14 protein-coding genes are annotated in these 16,801 nt (G+C 58.6%); 11 read left to right on the top strand and 3 right to left on the bottom strand.

The genetic code is table 11. The features are described 5' to 3' along the window. Positions 1-8: 8 nt before the first annotated feature. The 3 genes from BT119_RS23370 to BT119_RS23360 all read right to left on the bottom strand — a co-directional run bounded on the left by BT119_RS23370 (position 9) and on the right by BT119_RS23360 (position 2,570). The gene (locus BT119_RS23370) at positions 9-776 is read right to left on the bottom strand and encodes a TerB family tellurite resistance protein (RefSeq protein WP_072367006.1); all 768 of its coding nucleotides are present in this window, start codon (positions 774-776) and stop codon (positions 9-11) included. Further along, entirely contained in the window at positions 777-1,448 is a 672-nt protein-coding gene (murU, locus tag BT119_RS23365) for an N-acetylmuramate alpha-1-phosphate uridylyltransferase MurU (protein WP_003433236.1), read from the bottom strand. Positions 1,449-1,547: 99 nt separating this feature from the next. Further along, a complete protein-coding gene (locus tag BT119_RS23360) occupies positions 1,548-2,570 on the bottom strand; it encodes an aminoglycoside phosphotransferase family protein (RefSeq protein ID WP_003433240.1) in 1,023 nt (340 codons plus the stop codon). A 129-nt stretch (positions 2,571-2,699) separates the two neighbouring features. Here BT119_RS23360 and BT119_RS23355 point away from each other — a divergent pair, with 129 nt between their 5' ends. From BT119_RS23355 to BT119_RS23305, 11 genes are all read left to right on the top strand, one after another. Next, positions 2,700-5,480 (top strand): LPS-assembly protein LptD, encoded by a 2,781-nt coding sequence (locus BT119_RS23355; protein WP_060708352.1) that lies wholly within the window; start codon positions 2,700-2,702, stop codon positions 5,478-5,480. Next, positions 5,461-6,783, top strand: coding sequence for a peptidylprolyl isomerase (locus tag BT119_RS23350; protein WP_003433245.1), 1,323 nt, complete (start codon positions 5,461-5,463; stop codon positions 6,781-6,783). Before BT119_RS23355 ends, BT119_RS23350 begins: the two co-directional genes overlap by 20 nt. Continuing rightward, on the top strand, positions 6,780-7,769 hold the full coding sequence (gene pdxA / locus BT119_RS23345) for a 4-hydroxythreonine-4-phosphate dehydrogenase PdxA (RefSeq protein WP_003433247.1): 990 nt from the start codon (positions 6,780-6,782) through the stop codon (positions 7,767-7,769). The genes BT119_RS23350 and pdxA overlap by 4 nt, the downstream gene beginning before the upstream one ends. Continuing rightward, positions 7,766-8,572: a 16S rRNA (adenine(1518)-N(6)/adenine(1519)-N(6))-dimethyltransferase RsmA gene (gene rsmA, locus BT119_RS23340; protein ID WP_003433248.1), complete on the top strand. Its 807-nt coding sequence runs from the start codon at positions 7,766-7,768 to the stop codon at positions 8,570-8,572. The genes pdxA and rsmA overlap by 4 nt, the downstream gene beginning before the upstream one ends. A gap of 115 nt (positions 8,573-8,687) precedes the next feature. After that, positions 8,688-9,068, top strand: a complete 381-nt coding sequence (apaG, locus tag BT119_RS23335) for a Co2+/Mg2+ efflux protein ApaG (RefSeq protein WP_003316251.1) — start codon at positions 8,688-8,690, stop codon at positions 9,066-9,068. Continuing rightward, a complete protein-coding gene (locus BT119_RS23330) occupies positions 9,068-9,943 on the top strand; it encodes a symmetrical bis(5'-nucleosyl)-tetraphosphatase (RefSeq protein ID WP_003433250.1) in 876 nt (291 codons plus the stop codon). Before apaG ends, BT119_RS23330 begins: the two co-directional genes overlap by 1 nt. 23 nt (positions 9,944-9,966) lie before the next feature. Then, positions 9,967-10,287 carry a thiosulfate sulfurtransferase GlpE gene (gene glpE, locus BT119_RS23325; RefSeq protein WP_003372784.1) on the top strand — a complete coding sequence of 107 codons (321 nt, stop codon included), beginning with the start codon at positions 9,967-9,969 and terminating at the stop codon, positions 10,285-10,287. Between the two features lie 287 nt (positions 10,288-10,574). Continuing rightward, positions 10,575-12,497 carry a PrkA family serine protein kinase gene (locus BT119_RS23320; protein ID WP_003372786.1) on the top strand — a complete coding sequence of 641 codons (1,923 nt, stop codon included), beginning with the start codon at positions 10,575-10,577 and terminating at the stop codon, positions 12,495-12,497. 121 nt (positions 12,498-12,618) lie between these two features. Next, positions 12,619-13,890: a YeaH/YhbH family protein gene (locus BT119_RS23315; protein ID WP_003433255.1), complete on the top strand. Its 1,272-nt coding sequence runs from the start codon at positions 12,619-12,621 to the stop codon at positions 13,888-13,890. Next, a complete protein-coding gene (locus tag BT119_RS23310) occupies positions 13,887-15,449 on the top strand; it encodes a SpoVR family protein (RefSeq protein WP_003433256.1) in 1,563 nt (520 codons plus the stop codon). Before BT119_RS23315 ends, BT119_RS23310 begins: the two co-directional genes overlap by 4 nt. A 97-nt stretch (positions 15,450-15,546) precedes the next feature. Further along, positions 15,547-16,776, top strand: a complete 1,230-nt coding sequence (locus BT119_RS23305) for a multifunctional CCA addition/repair protein (RefSeq protein ID WP_072367005.1) — start codon at positions 15,547-15,549, stop codon at positions 16,774-16,776. The last annotated feature ends 25 nt before the right edge of the window (positions 16,777-16,801 follow it).

The raw sequence follows: 16,801 nt of genomic DNA, 5'->3' as shown, positions 1-16,801 counted from the left end.
GCGCAGGTTCAGTTGAACCCGCGTCGGGCTTTCACCACCCGATAGGCATTGTGCAACTCGCTGGTCTTCTCGGTCGCCACCCGCACTTGCTGCGGATTGGCGCCCGAGCCGGCAATCTTGTCAGGGTGATGCCGGCTGAGCAGACGCCGGTAGGCACGCTTGATGCTCAGAGGATCCGTGTCCGACCTTATCCCCAGCAGCGTCATCGCACTTTTGTAGTCGTCGCCGCTGCTGATCGGTGAACGCTTCATAGGGTCGTGGTCAGCCGCCAGCGCCTCGACCTGCGGCCCTGTCCAGCCAAGCCACATGCCCCATACCCCGATCAGCTCGCGCTCGACCCGAGAAGCCTTGCCGTCCGCCCAGGCCATCCGCCAACAGGCGCGCAACATGTCTTCGGCAATGTCCGGCTGCCGTTGCAGACCACGCAGATAACTGCGCAGCCCATCGGAGCCGTCGCGGCCGCGCTTGAAAGCGTTGATGGCGCGCAACTGATCCGTCTCGTTCAGATTCAAACGGCGCATCTCGATACGTGCCTGTTGGATATGGCTGGCCAGAACCCGTCCGTCACTTTTGGCCAGACGGCCCAGCAACACGAACAGCAGGTCGTCCTGGGGGATCGTTGCACGCCCACCCAGACGCTCACGCAGATGCGCCCAGCTTTGCAGCTTCAGGCGCCGGTCCAGCGCCTGCCCCAATAGAGCACCGAGCATTGCGCCTGGAATACTGGCAATTGCGTAACCGACTCCAGCGCCGATCAGTGTGCCGGGCCAAAGCATTCAGCGAGTCTCCGCAAGCATCTGCTCGGCTTCAGCCAGGCGCTCGTGGGTACCGACATCGACCCAGCGCCCTCGGTAGTGCTCGCCCGTGACCAGTCCCTTATGCATCGCCTCGCGCAACAGCGGCGCGAGCTTGAACGCGCCGGGCTCAGAGTTGGCAAACAGCTGTGGATGGAGGATGGCGATGCCGCTGTACGTCAACCGCTGACCTGCCGAATCGTCGTCGCGCACCTGACCGTCAACCAGTGAGAAATCACCCGTCGGATGGTGCGCAGGGTTATCGACCAATACCAGATGCGCAAGGCCCGCAAGCGGCACGCGCAATGCGCCGAAGTCGTAATCGGTCCAGATATCCCCGTTGATTACCACGAACGGCTCAAGGCCAAGCAGCGGCAATGCACGCTGAATGCCACCGCCCGTTTCCAGCGGCATGCCTTCAGGCGAATAACGAATGCTCAGGTCGAAACGCTGACCGTCACCCAGGTAATCCTCGATCTGCTGGCCCAGCCACGCATGGTTGATGACCAGTTGGTGAAACCCTGCATCGCGCAAGGCGCTCAGGTGGTATTCGATCAACGGCACATCACCGACACGTACCAACGGTTTGGGTGTGTGCAGGGTCAACGGGCGCATTCGCTCGCCTTTACCGGCGGCGAGAATCATCGCTTTCATGCAGTCCTCTTCGACACAATCAAGATCTTTTCCAAAATGGCCATCTTTCAAGGCGGCCATGTCTAAACCGGCCCTCTCACGCTGGCCGTCTCTGTCTTTTCAGACAGCCGCGTCTACCGGTTGCAGACTGGTGAGCAACTGCCCGAGTTGCGCCAGCTCTGGGCGACGCGACAAAACCGCTTCTATATAAGCGAAAAAGCGCGGAACGTCTTCCAGGTAGCGCGGTTTCCCATCGCGGTGGCAAATGCGGGCAAAAATGCCGATCACCTTCAAATGTCGCTGTACACCCATCAGATCACTGGCGCGCTCGAATGCGGCAAAATCTTCCTGTACCGGAATTCCAACGGCTCGCGCCTGATCCCAGTAGGTGCGCAGCCAGTCACTGACACGCTCCTGCGGCCAGCTCAGGAATGCGTCCTTGAACAGGCATGTCACGTCATAGGTGACCGGGCCATAGACCGCATCCTGGAAATCCAGCACGCCCGGGTTGGGCTCGCTGATCATCAGGTTTCGCGGCATATAGTCGCGATGCACCAGTACCTTGGGCTGTGCCAGGGCGCTGTTGATCAACAGCTCGCTGACCTGCTGCCAGTCGCTCAACTGCGCCTCGTCCATCTCGATACCCAGGTGCCGCTTTACGTACCACTCGGGAAACAGCTCCAGCTCACGGCGCAGCAACGCCACGTCATAGCTGGGCAACGGCGCGTCCATAGGCAGTTGCTGGTAGGCCAGCAACGCCTGGATAGCATCAGCGAACAAGGCATCGGCATTATCGGCGTCAATGACATCCAGATAAGTCTGGCGGCCCAGATCGTTGAGCAGCAAAAAGCCTTGTGTCAGGTCTTCGGCATAAATTTTTGGAACATTAATGCCCGACTTTTCCAATAAATGAGCGATATCCACGAACGGTTTGCAGTTTTCCTGCGGTGGAGGGGCGTCCATGACAATAAAAGTTCGGTCCGCACCCTCCCAGCGAAAATAACGGCGAAAACTTGCGTCACTACTGGCCGCAGTCAATGTAGCCGGGGGCACAGCGCCCCAACCGTGCGCCGAAAACAGCGCCGGCAACTGCTCATCGAGCCAAACTTTCAGGGATTGCAGGCGTATATCTTGATCTGACATTACAAGGGTCTCCGACGGCGCTAGCCGTCAAGCGGGTCATGCTTTATTATCCGGAATCTTTTTCAGCCCATCGAGAGGCGTGCGGCCCCCCCGCGGGCAGATGGCGCGCAGGAAGCCCGGACTAATAAGATGGCATTGAAATCCCCCGCGTTTCGTAAAAAATTTCCGTTGCTCGTAACCGGCAGTCTGCTGGCGATGCAACCTCTGGCCACTCAGTTCGTGGTCGCCGCGGAACAGTATGACTGCTCAGTCTCTGCTTCGGGTGCCTGGAACTGTGCGCCGAAATCCAATGCTGCTGCAGTGGATCTGCCTCCGCGCCCCGTGCATGACACGACGTCGGTCAGTTCCAACGGCACGGTCACCTCACAGGGCACCTCTTCGGGTGAACAGTCTGCGGGTACGCAACTGGTCACTGAAGCCAAGGGCAAAGGTCTGAAGTCGCGTAGTGCTGACTACAGCCACCTCGATTGGGTTCCTCGCGAAAAGCTTACCGCAGCGCAACTGGCCGAGACCGGCCCGTATTGCTCGGGTGCCTACGTCGAGCCGATCCGTCCTGGCATGGACGACAAGACGCCGATGAAAGACGCGCCGATGTTCGTCGGAGCCAAGGCTTCGCGTTACGAACAGGAAGCGCAGGTCGCCACGCTGGCGGGTGATGTCGTGATGCGCCAGGGCAGCATGCAGGTGCAGGCCCAGGAGGCTGCACTGCATCAGGCCGAGAACCGTGGCGAGCTGAACGGCGATGTCCGTCTGCGCGACAATGGTGCACTGATCGTCGGTGACAAGGCCGAACTGCAACTCGATACCGGCGAAGCCCGTGTCGACAACGCCGAGTACGTCCTGCACAAGTCGAACATTCGCGGTAACGCCCTGTACGCCAAGCGTGCAGAGAACGCGATCATCCGGCTCAAGGACGGTACCTACACAACGTGCGAGCCGAACAGCAACGCCTGGACGCTCAAGGGCAACAACATCACGCTGAACCCGGCCACCGGCTTCGGTACAGCGACCAACGTTACCCTGCGGGTCAAGGACATACCGGTTCTGTACACGCCGTATATCTACTTCCCGATCGACGACCGTCGTCAGTCCGGTTTCCTGCCGCCGTCCATTGCAGCAGGCGGCGACAACGGCTTCACGCTGGTCACCCCGTACTACTTCAACCTGGCGCCGAACTACGACGCCACGTTGTACCCGCGTTACATGGCTGATCGTGGCTTGCTGATGGAAGGCGAGTTCCGCTACCTGACCAAAGGCAGCGAAGGTCAGTTTGGCGGCGCGTACCTGAACGACGAAAACGACGACCGCAAACTGCAGTCGGACTACGACAAGACCCGCTGGATGATCAACTGGCAGCACAAGGGCGGGCTTGATACGCGCTGGCTGACCCAGGTCGATTACACCGACATCAGCGATCCGTACTACTTCCAGGATCTGGAAACCGATCAGATCGGCGTTAAAAGGACTGACTTCCTCAACCAGCAAGGCTCCCTGACCTACCGTGGCGACAGCTTCTCGGCAGTGCTCAATGCTCAGGCCTACAAGCTGGCGACGGTTGCCAACGTTACGCCGTACAACCGCCTGCCTCAGCTGACACTGAACGGTACGTTGCCCTACAACCCCGGCGGCCTGAAGTTCGATTATCAGACTGAAGCGGTGCGCTTCGAACGTGACCTGCGCAGCGGCGCGTTCATCGATGAAGACGGCAACTCCGAGACACGCCTGGACAACAACATCTCCGGCCTGGCTCGCGCCAACGGCGATCGTCTGAACCTGGCACCGTCGGTCAGCCTGCCGATGAACTGGACCTATGGCTTCCTCACGCCGAAGCTGAAGTATGTCTACACGCAATACGATCTGGATCTCGACAGCCAGGGCAAAAACACGCTCCTGGCCGGCGAAGAGTACAGCAGCAGCCAAAGCCGCAGCGTGCCGATCTTCAGCGTCGACAGCGGCCTGTACTTCGACCGCAATACCAACTGGTTCGGCAAGGATTATCGCCAGACCCTGGAGCCGCGCCTGTTCTATCTCTATGTTCCAGAGAAAGACCAGACCGACATCCCGGTATTCGACACCAGCGAAAGCACCTTCAACTTCGCTTCGCTGTTCCGTGACAACCGCTTCACCGGTTCCGACCGCATCGGCGACGAGAACAAACTGTCGCTGGGCGTCACCAACCGCTGGATCGAGGAAAACGGCTTCGAACGTCAACGCTTCAGCATCGGTCAGGCGCTGTATTTCGAAGACCGCAAGGTGCAGTTGCCGGGCGTGGTGTTCGCGGATCGTGATGATGCACGCTCCAACGTTTCGCCTTATGCACTGGAATACGAATACCGCTTCAACCGCGACTGGCGCTTCAACTCCGATTTCAACTGGGATCCGGACAGCCGAAGCACCCGTTCGGGCAGCGCAATGTTCCACTACCAGCCTGAAGACAATCCGAACAAGGTCGTCAACCTTGGCTACCGCTATCGCAACGACCAGATTCGTTACGACGAAAGCACCGGCCGTTGGGTCGTGGGTGGTGGCGACTACGGCACCCCGGGTTCGCCAAACTATGTGAAGGACTACTACAAGATTCAGCAGCACGATTTCTCGGTCATCTGGCCGATCGTGCCGCAGTGGAGCCTGATCAGCCGCTGGCAGTATGACTACAACCGTGAACGCACCATCGAAGCTTTCGGCGGATTCGAGTACGACAACTGCTGCTGGAAAATGCGTCTGGTCAATCGCTACTGGATCGACTACGACGAGTTCAGCCAGGCAGCACCTCAGAACGAGAAAGGCGACCGCGGCATATTCCTACAAATCGTGTTGAAGGGGCTCGGCGGTGTCACTGGCGCCAAGGTAGACAGCTTCCTCGACAAAGGCATTCAAGGTTATCGTGAACGTGAAGACCAAGCTTTCTGATTGTCTGCGCCCGCTGATGCTGGGCGCGTTACTCCTGAGCGGTGCAGTGCATGCTGCGGTTCAACCTCTGGACAGTGTCGTGGCTATCGTCGACAACGACGTGATCATGAAAAGCCAGATGGACCAACGTGTACGTGAAGTTCAGCAGACCATTGCCAAGCGTGGTTCTGGTGTACCGCCTGCAGAAGCCCTGCAACCACAGGTTCTGGATCGTCTGATCCTGGAAAACCTGCAGTTGCAGATGGGCGAACGCTCTGGCATTCGCGTCTCCGACGACGAGTTGAATCAGGCCATTGGCACTATTGCCCAGCGCAACAACATGAGCGTTGATCAATTCCGCGCCGCGCTGGCGCATGACGGTCTGTCCTATAACGATGCGCGCGAACAGGTGCGCCGGGAAATGATCATCAGCCGCGTGCGTCAGCGCCGGGTGGCCGAACGTATCCAGGTGTCCCAGCAGGAGGTGAAGAACTTCCTCGCCTCCGATCTGGGCAAGGCTCAGTTGTCTGAAGAGTTTCACCTGGCCAACATTCTGATCGCTACGCCTGACAGCGCTTCTTCGGACGCCATCCAGGCTGCAGCGGCCAAGGCCAAGGGTATCTACGACCAGCTGAAGAAAGGTGCTGACTTCACCCGGCTCGCAGCCACCTCCTCGTCCAGCGAAAACGCACTGGAAGGCGGCGACATGGGCTGGCGCAAGGCTGCACAACTGCCACCGCCGTTCGGTGACATGCTCAGCTCGATGCCTGTCGGTGACGTGACACCTCCTGCACGTACGCCGGGCGGTTTCATCATTCTCAAGCTGCTGGAAAAGCGTGGCGGCCAGGGTCAGGCGCAAATGCGTGATGAAGTCCATGTGCGTCATATCCTGATCAAGCCAAGCGAAATTCGTAACGAGGCAGAGACCAAGCGTCTTGCCCAGAAGATCTACGACCGCATCCAGAACGGCGAAGATTTCGCCGAGCTGGCGAAAAGCTTTTCGGAAGATCCGGGTTCTGCGCTCAATGGCGGCGATCTGAACTGGGTTGATCCCAACTCTCTGGTTCCGGAATTCCGTCAGGTCATGAGCGAAACGCCCCAAGGCGAATTGTCCAAACCGTTCCAGACCCAGTATGGCTGGCATGTTCTCGAAGTACTTGGTCGTCGCTCAACGGACGCTACCGATCAGGCTCGTGAACAGCAGGCGCTGAACGTATTGCGTAACCGCAAGTACGACGAAGAGCTGCAAACCTGGCTGCGTCAGATTCGCGACGAAGCCTACGTTGAAATCAAACTCCCTGGCGCGACCCAGGCTGCACAGTGAAACCCAAGCGTTTCGCACTGACACCCGGCGAGCCGGCCGGCATAGGTCCCGACCTTTGCCTGCTGCTCGCCACGCAGCCTCAGCCATACCCCCTGATTGCCATCACCAGTCGTGACCTGCTCCTTGAGCGGGCCGCGCAACTGGGTGTGGCGGTCAGTCTGATCTCAGTCACGCCCGACGCGCTTCCCGATCTGCCTGCACCTGCCGGCAGTCTGTATGTCTGGGATACGCCACTGGCTGCTCCGGTGGAAACCGGCGTGCTGAACAAGGCCAATGCTGCATTCGTGCTGGAAACCCTGACTCGCGCGGGCCAGGGCTGCCTGGATGGGCTGTTCAGCGGCATGATCACCGCCCCGGTGCACAAAGGCGTGATCAACGACGGCGGTATCGCGTTTTCCGGACACACCGAATTTCTCGCTGAACTGACTCACACCGAACAGGTAGTGATGATGCTGGCGACCGGCGACCTGCGCGTAGCACTGGTGACCACTCACCTGCCGTTGCGCGATGTGGCCGACGCCATCACAGCGGATCGTCTGGAGCGCGTGACACGCATCCTGCACGCCGATCTGGTCAACAAGTTCGGCATTGCCCACCCACGCATTCTGGTCTGCGGCCTCAATCCTCATGCCGGCGAAAGCGGGCATCTGGGTCGTGAGGAAATCGACATCATCGAACCTGCTCTGGAGCGCCTGCGCAGCGAAGGCCTGGACTTGCGCGGCCCGCTGCCTGCAGACACTCTGTTTACCCCCAAATATCTGGAGCACTGCGACGCAGTGCTGGCGATGTACCACGATCAGGGCCTGCCCGTGCTGAAGTACAAAGGTTTCGGCGCAGCAGTCAATGTGACGCTCGGCCTGCCAATCATCCGCACCTCTGTCGATCATGGCACGGCGCTGGACCTGGCCGGCACCGCAAACATCGACACCGGCAGCCTGCACGTCGCACTGCAAACCGCCTACCAGATGGCCGAGACCCATTCATGACCGAGCAATACCAACACCGGGCGCGCAAGCGCTTCGGGCAGAACTTCCTGCACGATGCAGGCGTTATCGACAAGATCCTGCGCGCCATCCGTGCCAAACCTGAAGACCGGCTGCTGGAAATCGGGCCGGGCCAGGGTGCACTGACCGAGGGCCTGCTCGACAGCGGCGCTCAGTTGGACGTGGTCGAGCTGGACAAGGACCTGATCCCGATCCTGAACGGTCAGTTCGCCAACAAGCCGAACTTCAACCTGCATCAGGGCGACGCGCTGAAGTTCGATTTCAACACCCTCGGCGCCGAACCGCGCAGCCTGCGGGTGGTGGGCAACCTGCCGTATAACATCTCGACACCGCTGATTTTTCACCTCCTGCAGAACGCCAGCCTGATCCGCGACATGCACTTCATGCTGCAAAAGGAAGTGGTCGAGCGCATGGCTGCCGGACCCGGCGGTGGCGACTGGGGCCGCCTGTCGATCATGGTTCAGTACCATTGCCGCGTGGAACACCTGTTCAACGTCGGACCGGGTGCGTTCAACCCGCCGCCGAAAGTGGACTCGGCCATTGTGCGCCTCGTCCCTTATGAAACACTGCCGCACCCTGCCAAGGATCACCGTGTGCTGGAGCGCATCGTGCGTGAAGCGTTCAACCAGCGTCGCAAGACCCTGCGCAACACGCTCAAGCTGCTGTTGACCAGCGACGAGATTACCGCTTCCGGAGTAGACGGCAGCTTGCGTCCCGAGCAGCTCGATCTGGCTGCATTCGTTCGTCTGGCAGACACTCTCAGCGAAAAAGTTGTGACCGAGTGAACCCTGGGGACAAGTAAACGGCAGGCTCGGTCTTCATTTTCCGCTTACTTGTCCTAGACTGATCTACCTGCCGCACACGCCCTTTTTCGCAGCTATGGATTTCAAGGCCTATTGCATGCCCGATTCTCGTTACAAGGTCGACGTCAGCGTCGTCACACGCTTCCTCTCGGAACAGTCACAACCCGAGCAGAACCGCTTCGCCTTCGCCTACACCATCACCGTGCACAACAACGGCGAGTTGCCTGCCCGGCTGCTGTCGCGGCACTGGGTCATTACCGACGGTGATGGCAATGTCGAGGAAGTACGGGGCGAAGGCGTGGTTGGCCAGCAGCCACTGATCAAGGTCGGCCAAAGCCATACCTACAGCAGTGGTACGGTCATGACCACCAAAGTCGGCAATATGCAGGGCACCTACCAGATGCTTGCCGAAGACGGCAAACGCTTCGATGCCGTTATCGAGCCTTTCCGTCTGGCCGTTCCGGGCTCGCTGCACTGATGGCAGTGTACGCCGTGGGTGACCTGCAAGGCTGCCTTGAGCCTCTGCAATGCCTGCTCGAGCACGTCCACTTCAACCCGGAGCAGGATCGCCTCTGGCTGGTGGGCGACCTCGTCAATCGTGGCCCGCAATCGCTGGAAACGCTTCGCTATCTGTACAGCATCCGCGAATCGCTGGTGTGCGTGCTCGGCAATCATGACCTGCACCTGCTGGCAGTGGCCCGTAAAAAAGAGCTGCTGAAGAAAGGCGACACGCTGCTTGAAATCCTTGAAGCGCCAGACCGTGACGACCTGCTTGGCTGGATACGTCGGCAGAAGCTCATGCATTACGACACAGAACGCAATGTCGCCATGGTGCATGCCGGTATCGCGCCACAGTGGACGCTGAAAAAGGCCTTGAAGCACGCCGCCGAAGTCGAGCATGCGCTGCAGGACGACACGTTGTACGACGCCTTTCTCGACGGCATGTACGGCAATGAACCAGCCAAGTGGGACAACGACCTGCAAGGCGTGACGCGTCTGCGGGTCATCACCAACTACTTCACCCGCATGCGCTTCTGCACCAGCGACGGCAAGCTCGACCTGAAGAGCAAGGAAGGGGTCGGCACCGCGATACCTGGCTACGCGCCCTGGTTCAGCCATCAGAGCCGCAAGACCCGAGACGTGAAAATCATTTTCGGCCACTGGGCTGCACTGGAAGGTCGCTGCGACGAACCGGACGTCTTTGCCCTCGACAGCGGATGTGTCTGGGGCGGCTCGATGACGCTGCTTAATGTCGATACGCTTGAACGTCATCAGTGCAATTGCGATGCTATCGGCAATGCCGCCGACGGGCTTGTTACCCGCGTGCAACCCGGCGCTACTCCCCTTTCGTAACCTCAGGCTCAGGAGCCCAGGCAATGACTGAATTCAAACGTATCCCACCTGAACAGGCCCAGGCTCTGCGCGAGCAAGGCGCCGTGCTGGTCGATGTTCGGGATCCACAGGCTTTTCAGAGCAATCACATTCCCGATTCCGTGCATCTGGACAACCACTCGATCGCCGACTTCATCCGCGAGGCCGACCTGGACAAGCCGTTGGTGGTCGTCTGTTACCACGGCAACTCCAGCCAGAGCGCTGCAGCTTATCTGGTCGGCCAGGGTTTCTCCGACGTGTACAGCGTTGACGGTGGTTTCGAGCTGTGGCGCGCCACTTACCCGCAAGAAACCGTGCAAGGCTGATAGAAAATATTTTTATGACAGCTGATCCCGCGTTCTACGCGGGCTCGCGAGCCATCTGACGAACGGTCACCCCCTCTTCTCGCGCATCCCTTCTTTATCTTTCCGAATCCGAACTATCCTTAGCCTAGGCCATCCGTATTCAGGGGAGAGCCGGTACACCGGCGCGTGGGTCATCGGTAGTTACTTTTAAGGTGTTCTGGGGGGAAACAGCAGCCGTAGTGCTACGGTTGTTGCCAGCATCGACTGACGATCCGCCGCCGGCTCCACGTATCGAGCGAGGTGACGTCATGAGTATATTCAGCCACTTCCAACAACGCTTCGAAAGCACGAGGCAAGAAGAGCTCTCGCTACAGGAGTATCTGGAGCTCTGCAAACAGGATCGCAGCGCCTATGCCTCTGCCGCAGAACGCCTTCTGCTGGCTATAGGCGAACCTGAACTGGTGGATACCTCCACCAACTCCAGGCTGTCGCGCATTTTCTCCAACAAGGTCATACGCCGCTATCCGGCCTTTGCCGACTTCCACGGAATGGAAGAATGCATCGACCAGATCGTTTCGTATTTCCGCCATGCCGCCCAAGGCCTGGAAGAGAAGAAGCAAATCCTGTATCTGCTCGGCCCGGTGGGCGGCGGTAAATCGTCCCTGGCGGAAAAACTCAAGCAACTGATCGAAAAAGTACCGTTCTACGCCATCAAGGGCTCGCCCGTCTTCGAATCGCCCCTGGGCTTGTTCAACGCCACCGAGGACGGCGCGATTCTCGAAGAAGACTTCGGGATTCCGCGACGCTACCTGAGCACCATCATGTCGCCTTGGGCAACCAAACGCCTGGCCGAATTCGGCGGTGATATCAGCCAGTTCAAGGTCGTGAAGCTCTACCCTTCTATTCTCAACCAGATTGCCGTGGCGAAAACCGAACCCGGCGATGAAAACAACCAGGACATCTCTGCGCTGGTCGGCAAGGTGGATATCCGCAAACTGGAAGAATTCCCGCAGAACGACGCCGATGCCTATAGCTACTCGGGCGCGCTGTGCCGGGCCAACCAGGGCCTGATGGAATTCGTCGAGATGTTCAAGGCGCCGATCAAGGTCCTTCACCCGCTGCTCACCGCAACCCAGGAAGGCAACTACAACAGTACCGAAGGGCTGGGCGCGATCCCGTTCAACGGTATCCTGCTGGCGCACTCCAACGAATCGGAATGGCACAGCTTCCGCAACAACAAGAACAACGAAGCCTTCATCGACCGTATCTACATCGTGAAGGTGCCGTACTGCCTGCGTGTCAGCGACGAGATCAAGATTTACGACAAGCTGCTGTTCAACAGTTCGCTGTCCAAGGCGCATTGCGCGCCGGACACTCTGAAAATGCTCGCGCAGTTCACCACACTGTCGCGCCTCAAGGAGCCGGACAACTCCAACATCTACTCCAAGATGCGCGTGTATGACGGCGAGAACCTGAAAGACACCGACCCGAAAGCCAAGTCGATTCAGGAATACCGCGACAGCGCGGGCGTCGACGAAGGCATGAATGGCCTGTCGACCCGCTTCGCGTTCAAGATCCTGTCCAAGGTCTTCAACTTCGATCCGCACGAAATCGCGGCCAACCCGGTGCATCTGCTTTACGTACTGGAACAGCAGATCGAACAGGAGCAATTCCCTGCCGAAACGCGCGAACGCTATCTGCGCTTTATCAAGGAATACCTGGCACCGCGCTATATCGAGTTCATCGGCAAGGAAATCCAGACGGCGTATCTGGAATCCTACAGCGAGTACGGTCAGAACATTTTCGACCGCTACGTGTTGTATGCGGACTTCTGGATTCAGGATCAGGAATACCGCGATCCGGAAACCGGCGAGATCCTCAACCGCGTCGCCTTGAACGAGGAGCTGGAAAAGATCGAGAAACCGGCTGGCATCAGCAACCCGAAAGATTTCCGCAACGAAATCGTCAACTTCGTGCTGCGTGCCCGCGCCAACAACAATGGCAAGAATCCGACCTGGCTCAGCTACGAGAAGCTGCGGGTGGTGATCGAGAAGAAAATGTTCTCCAACACCGAGGATCTCCTGCCCGTCATCAGCTTCAATGCCAAGGCCAGCAAAGAGGATCAGCAGAAGCACAACGACTTCGTGACACGAATGGTCGAGAGGGGCTACACGGACAAGCAGGTACGTCTGCTTTCCGAATGGTATCTGCGCGTGCGGAAATCGCAGTAAAGCAGCTGCAAGCTTCAAGCTATCAGCTGCAGGCGAAAAGCGATCGAGACCCGGGCTCGGGATCGATCGCATGCTCGCCTGCAGCTTGATGCTTACAACTTGAAGCTCCCCGGAGGAGCCTATGAGCTATGTGATCGACCGACGTCTCAACGGCAAGAACAAGAGCACGGTAAACCGGCAGCGGTTTCTGCGGCGTTACCGTGACCACATCAAGAAAGCAGTGGAGGAAGCAGTCAGCCGTCGCTCCATCACTGATATGGAACACGGCGAGCAGATCAGCATTCCCGGGCGTGACATCGACGAACCGGTCCTGCACCACGGTCGCGGCGGCAAACAGACCGTTGTTCATCCTGGCAACAAGGAGTTCACCACAGGTGAGCACATCGCCCGCCCTCAAGGCGGCGGTGGCGGCAAGGGCCCCGGCAAGGCGGGCAATTCCGGCGAAGGGATGGATGAGTTTTCGTTTCAGATCACTCAGGAGGAGTTTCTCGAGTTCATGTTCGAAGACCTTGAGCTGCCGAACCTGGTCAAGCGCAACCTGACCGGCACCGACACCTTCAAGACCGTGCGTGCCGGGATCAGTAACGAAGGCAATCCTTCGCGGATCAACATCATCCGTACCCTGCGCTCGGCGCATGCACGGCGCATCGCGCTGTCCGGCAGCAGTCGCGCGAAACTCAGGGAGGCCACTACCGAGCTTGAGCGCATGAAGCGTGAAGAGCCGGATAACTTCGGTGATATTCAGGAACTGGAAGTAGAGATCGACCGACTGAAAGCACGCATCCGTCGTGTGCCCTACCTCGACACCTTCGACCTCAAGTACAACCTGCTGGTCAAACAACCCAACCCCAGCTCCAAAGCGGTCATGTTTTGCCTGATGGACGTCTCCGGCTCCATGACCCAAGCGACCAAGGACATCGCCAAGCGTTTTTTCATTCTGCTGTACCTGTTCCTCAAACGTAACTACGACAAGATCGATGTGGTCTTCATTCGTCACCACACCAGCGCCCGCGAAGTGGACGAGGAAGAATTTTTCTATTCCCGGGAAACCGGCGGCACCATCGTTTCCAGCGCCTTGAAACTGATGCAGGAAATCATGGCCGCACGCTACCCGAGCAGTGACTGGAATATCTACGCGGCACAGGCGTCGGATGGCGACAACTGGAACGACGATTCGCCCATCTGCCGGGAAATTCTCACCAAACAGATCATGCCTTTCGTGCAGTACTACACGTACGTGGAAATCACGCCGCGCGAGCACCAGGCCTTGTGGTATGAATACGAACGCATCGGTGAAGATTTTGCCGACACGTTTGCCCAGCAACAGCTGGTCTCTGCCGGTGATATCTATCCGGTATTCCGCGAACTCTTTCAGCGAAGGTTAGTGTCATGACCGCCAGAGAGCAGAAGCGCCAACCCCTTTCCACGGGGTCAGAGTGGACATTCGAACTGATCCGCGCCTACGACCGCGAAATCGGCAGGATTGCCGAGCGGTATGCGCTGGATACTTACCCCAACCAGATCGAAGTGATCACGGCCGAGCAGATGATGGACGCCTATGCTTCGGTGGGCATGCCGCTGGGCTATCACCATTGGTCCTACGGCAAACACTTCCTCAGCACGGAAAAATCCTATTCTCGTGGCCAGATGGGCCTGGCCTACGAGATCGTCATCAACTCGGACCCGTGTATTGCCTACCTGATGGAAGAAAACACCATCTGCATGCAGGCGCTGGTCGTGGCCCATGCGTGCTATGGCCACAACAGTTTCTTCAAGGGCAACTACCTGTTTCGGACCTGGACCGACGCCAGCTCGATCATCGATTACCTGGTGTTCGCCAAGCAGTACATCATGCAGTGCGAGGAACGCCATGGCATCGATGCCGTGGAGGACTTGCTCGACTCCTGCCATGCGTTGATGAACTACGGTGTGGATCGTTACAAGCGCCCGTACCCGATTTCCGCCGAAGAGGAGCGCCGTCGGCAGAAGGACCGTGAGGAGCACCTTCAGCGGCAGATCAACGATCTTTGGCGCACGATCCCAAAAAATGCCGACAAAAGCAGCAAGGAAGACAATGCACGCTTCCCGGCCGAGCCGCAGGAAAACATTCTCTATTTCATCGAGAAACACGCCCCGCTGCTGGAGCCCTGGCAGCGTGAAGTGGTGCGCATCGTGCGCAAGATCGCGCAGTACTTCTATCCACAGCGCCAGACCCAGGTGATGAACGAAGGCTGGGCGACGTTCTGGCATTACACGCTGATGAATGACCTGTACGACGAAGGGCTGGTCACTGACGGCTTCATGATGGAGTTCCTGCAGTCGCACACCAGCGTGATTTTCCAGCCCGGTTTTGACAGCCCCTACTACAGCGGCATCAATCCCTACGCGCTGGGCTTTGCCATGTATCAGGACATCCGCCGGATGTGCGAAAACCCTACCGATGAAGACCGGCAGTGGTTTCCGGAAATCGCCGGCACCGACTGGCTGACGGCGATCAAGTTTGCGATGACCAGCTTCAAGGATGAGAGCTTCATCCTCCAGTACCTGTCGCCCAAGGTGATTCGCGACCTGAAACTGTTCAGCATCATGGACGACGACCAGCAGGATGACTTGCTGGTGCCCGCCATTCATGATGAAAACGGCTACCGAACCATCCGCGAGATACTTGCTGCGCAGTACAACCTGGGCAATCGGGAGCCCAATGTGCAGATCTACAGCATCGACCGCCGAGGCGACCGTTCGCTGACCCTGCGCCACCAACAGCACAATCGCAAACCGCTCGGAGAATCGACAGACGAGGTGCTCAAACACCTGCACCGGCTGTGGGGCTTTGACATCCACCTGGAAACCTTGCAGGGCGATCAAGTGGTCAAAACCCATCACGTCCCCCCGAAAGGCGAGCATGCCGACAGTGAATATCCCCGGCTTGATATGGCGGTCGTCCACCTTTAAGCGCCAGGGCAATAGCGCTTAAAACGCCTATTCATTCAGCTTTAGCCTCCGCAAGCACGGCACAAGGTTTATCCTGTCGCGCTTACGGAGGTTTTTTATGCAGATTTATAAAGTGGGCGGTGCTGTACGCGACCGTCTTCTGGGTCAACCTGTCACGGACATCGACTGGGTCGTGGTCGGCGCAAGTACCGAGGACATGCTGATCAAGGGCTATCGTCCGGTCGGTACAGATTTCCCGGTGTTTCTGCATCCGCTGACCAATGAGGAATACGCGCTGGCGCGCACCGAGCGCAAGAGCGGCGTGGGCTACGGAGGCTTTGTTTTCCACGCCAGCCCCGAGGTGACGCTTGAGCAGGATTTGATTCGGCGTGACCTGACGATCAACGCCATGGCGGAAGACAAGGACGGTAATTTAACCGATCCCTACAACGGCCAGAAGGACCTGGAAGCGCGGATATTGCGTCACGTTTCCCCCGCATTCGCCGAAGATCCGCTCAGGGTCTTGCGCGTGGCCCGATTCGCCGCACGTTACGCCGGTTACGGTTTTACCATTGCCACCGAGACCCTTGGGCTGATGCGACAGCTCAGTGAATCGGGCGAACTCAAGGCGCTGACTGCCGAGCGAAGCTGGAAAGAGATCTCTCGCGCACTCATGGAGGAACAGCCTCAGGTGTTCATTCAGGTGCTGCACGATTGCGGCGCGCTCAAGGAGCTGATGCCGGAGGTCGAAGCGTTGTTTGGCGTACCGCAGCCGGCGGCGCATCATCCGGAAATAGACACCGGTGTACACGTGCTCAGCGTCCTCGAACAGTCCGCACGCCACAAACACCCGCTAACGGTGCGCTGGGCCTGCCTGCTGCACGACCTCGGCAAAGGGCTGACGCCGGAAGCCGAATGGCCAAGGCACATCGCCCATGAGCACACCGGCCTGCGCCTGATAAAAGTGGTGAACGAGCGTTTTCGTGTACCCAGGGACTGCCAGGAACTGGCGCTGCTGGTCGGCCAGTACCACACGCACGGCCACCGAGCGCTGGAGCTGAAACCCTCGACCCTGCTGGAGCTGCTGCAAAGCTTCGACGTCTACCGCCGCCCGCAGCGTTTTGAAGAGTTCATTGCGGCGTGCGAGATGGACGCGCGAGGACGTCACGGCTTTGAACAACGCAGTTATCCACAGGCCGGTTACCTGCGCGGCGCAGCCGAGGCCGCACGCGCGGTATCGGTACAGCCGTTGCTGGAAAAGGGTCTGAAGGGCAAGGAACTGGGTGATGCGCTGAAAAACGAGCGTTTGAAGGCACTGAAAACCTACAAGGCTGAGCACATCGCCTGACAGGCTCTTGTGCACGGTTATCGCT

It is taken from the genome of Pseudomonas sp. NFACC10-1 (assembly GCF_900119195.1).
In the GTDB taxonomy this organism is placed as follows: Bacteria; Pseudomonadota; Gammaproteobacteria; order Pseudomonadales; family Pseudomonadaceae; genus Aquipseudomonas; species Aquipseudomonas cerasi.
Note: the sequence above shows the minus strand (reverse complement) of the source record. Positions and strands in the feature narration are given on the sequence as shown.

Excerpts from the sequence above, each read along its gene's own strand:
- BT119_RS23370 (WP_072367006.1), bottom strand. The coding sequence starts at position 776 with ATGCTTTGGCCCGGCACACTGATCGGCGCTGGAGTCGGTTACGCAATT.
- murU (WP_003433236.1), bottom strand. The coding sequence starts at position 1,448 with ATGAAAGCGATGATTCTCGCCGCCGGTAAAGGCGAGCGAATGCGCCCG.
- BT119_RS23360 (WP_003433240.1), bottom strand. The coding sequence starts at position 2,570 with ATGTCAGATCAAGATATACGCCTGCAATCCCTGAAAGTTTGGCTCGAT.
- BT119_RS23355 (WP_060708352.1), top strand. The coding sequence starts at position 2,700 with ATGGCATTGAAATCCCCCGCGTTTCGTAAAAAATTTCCGTTGCTCGTA.
- rsmA (WP_003433248.1), top strand. The coding sequence starts at position 7,766 with ATGACCGAGCAATACCAACACCGGGCGCGCAAGCGCTTCGGGCAGAAC.
- apaG (WP_003316251.1), top strand. The coding sequence starts at position 8,688 with ATGCCCGATTCTCGTTACAAGGTCGACGTCAGCGTCGTCACACGCTTC.
- BT119_RS23330 (WP_003433250.1), top strand. The coding sequence starts at position 9,068 with ATGGCAGTGTACGCCGTGGGTGACCTGCAAGGCTGCCTTGAGCCTCTG.
- glpE (WP_003372784.1), top strand. The coding sequence starts at position 9,967 with ATGACTGAATTCAAACGTATCCCACCTGAACAGGCCCAGGCTCTGCGC.
- BT119_RS23320 (WP_003372786.1), top strand. The coding sequence starts at position 10,575 with ATGAGTATATTCAGCCACTTCCAACAACGCTTCGAAAGCACGAGGCAA.
- BT119_RS23315 (WP_003433255.1), top strand. The coding sequence starts at position 12,619 with ATGAGCTATGTGATCGACCGACGTCTCAACGGCAAGAACAAGAGCACG.
- BT119_RS23310 (WP_003433256.1), top strand. The coding sequence starts at position 13,887 with ATGACCGCCAGAGAGCAGAAGCGCCAACCCCTTTCCACGGGGTCAGAG.
- BT119_RS23305 (WP_072367005.1), top strand. The coding sequence starts at position 15,547 with ATGCAGATTTATAAAGTGGGCGGTGCTGTACGCGACCGTCTTCTGGGT.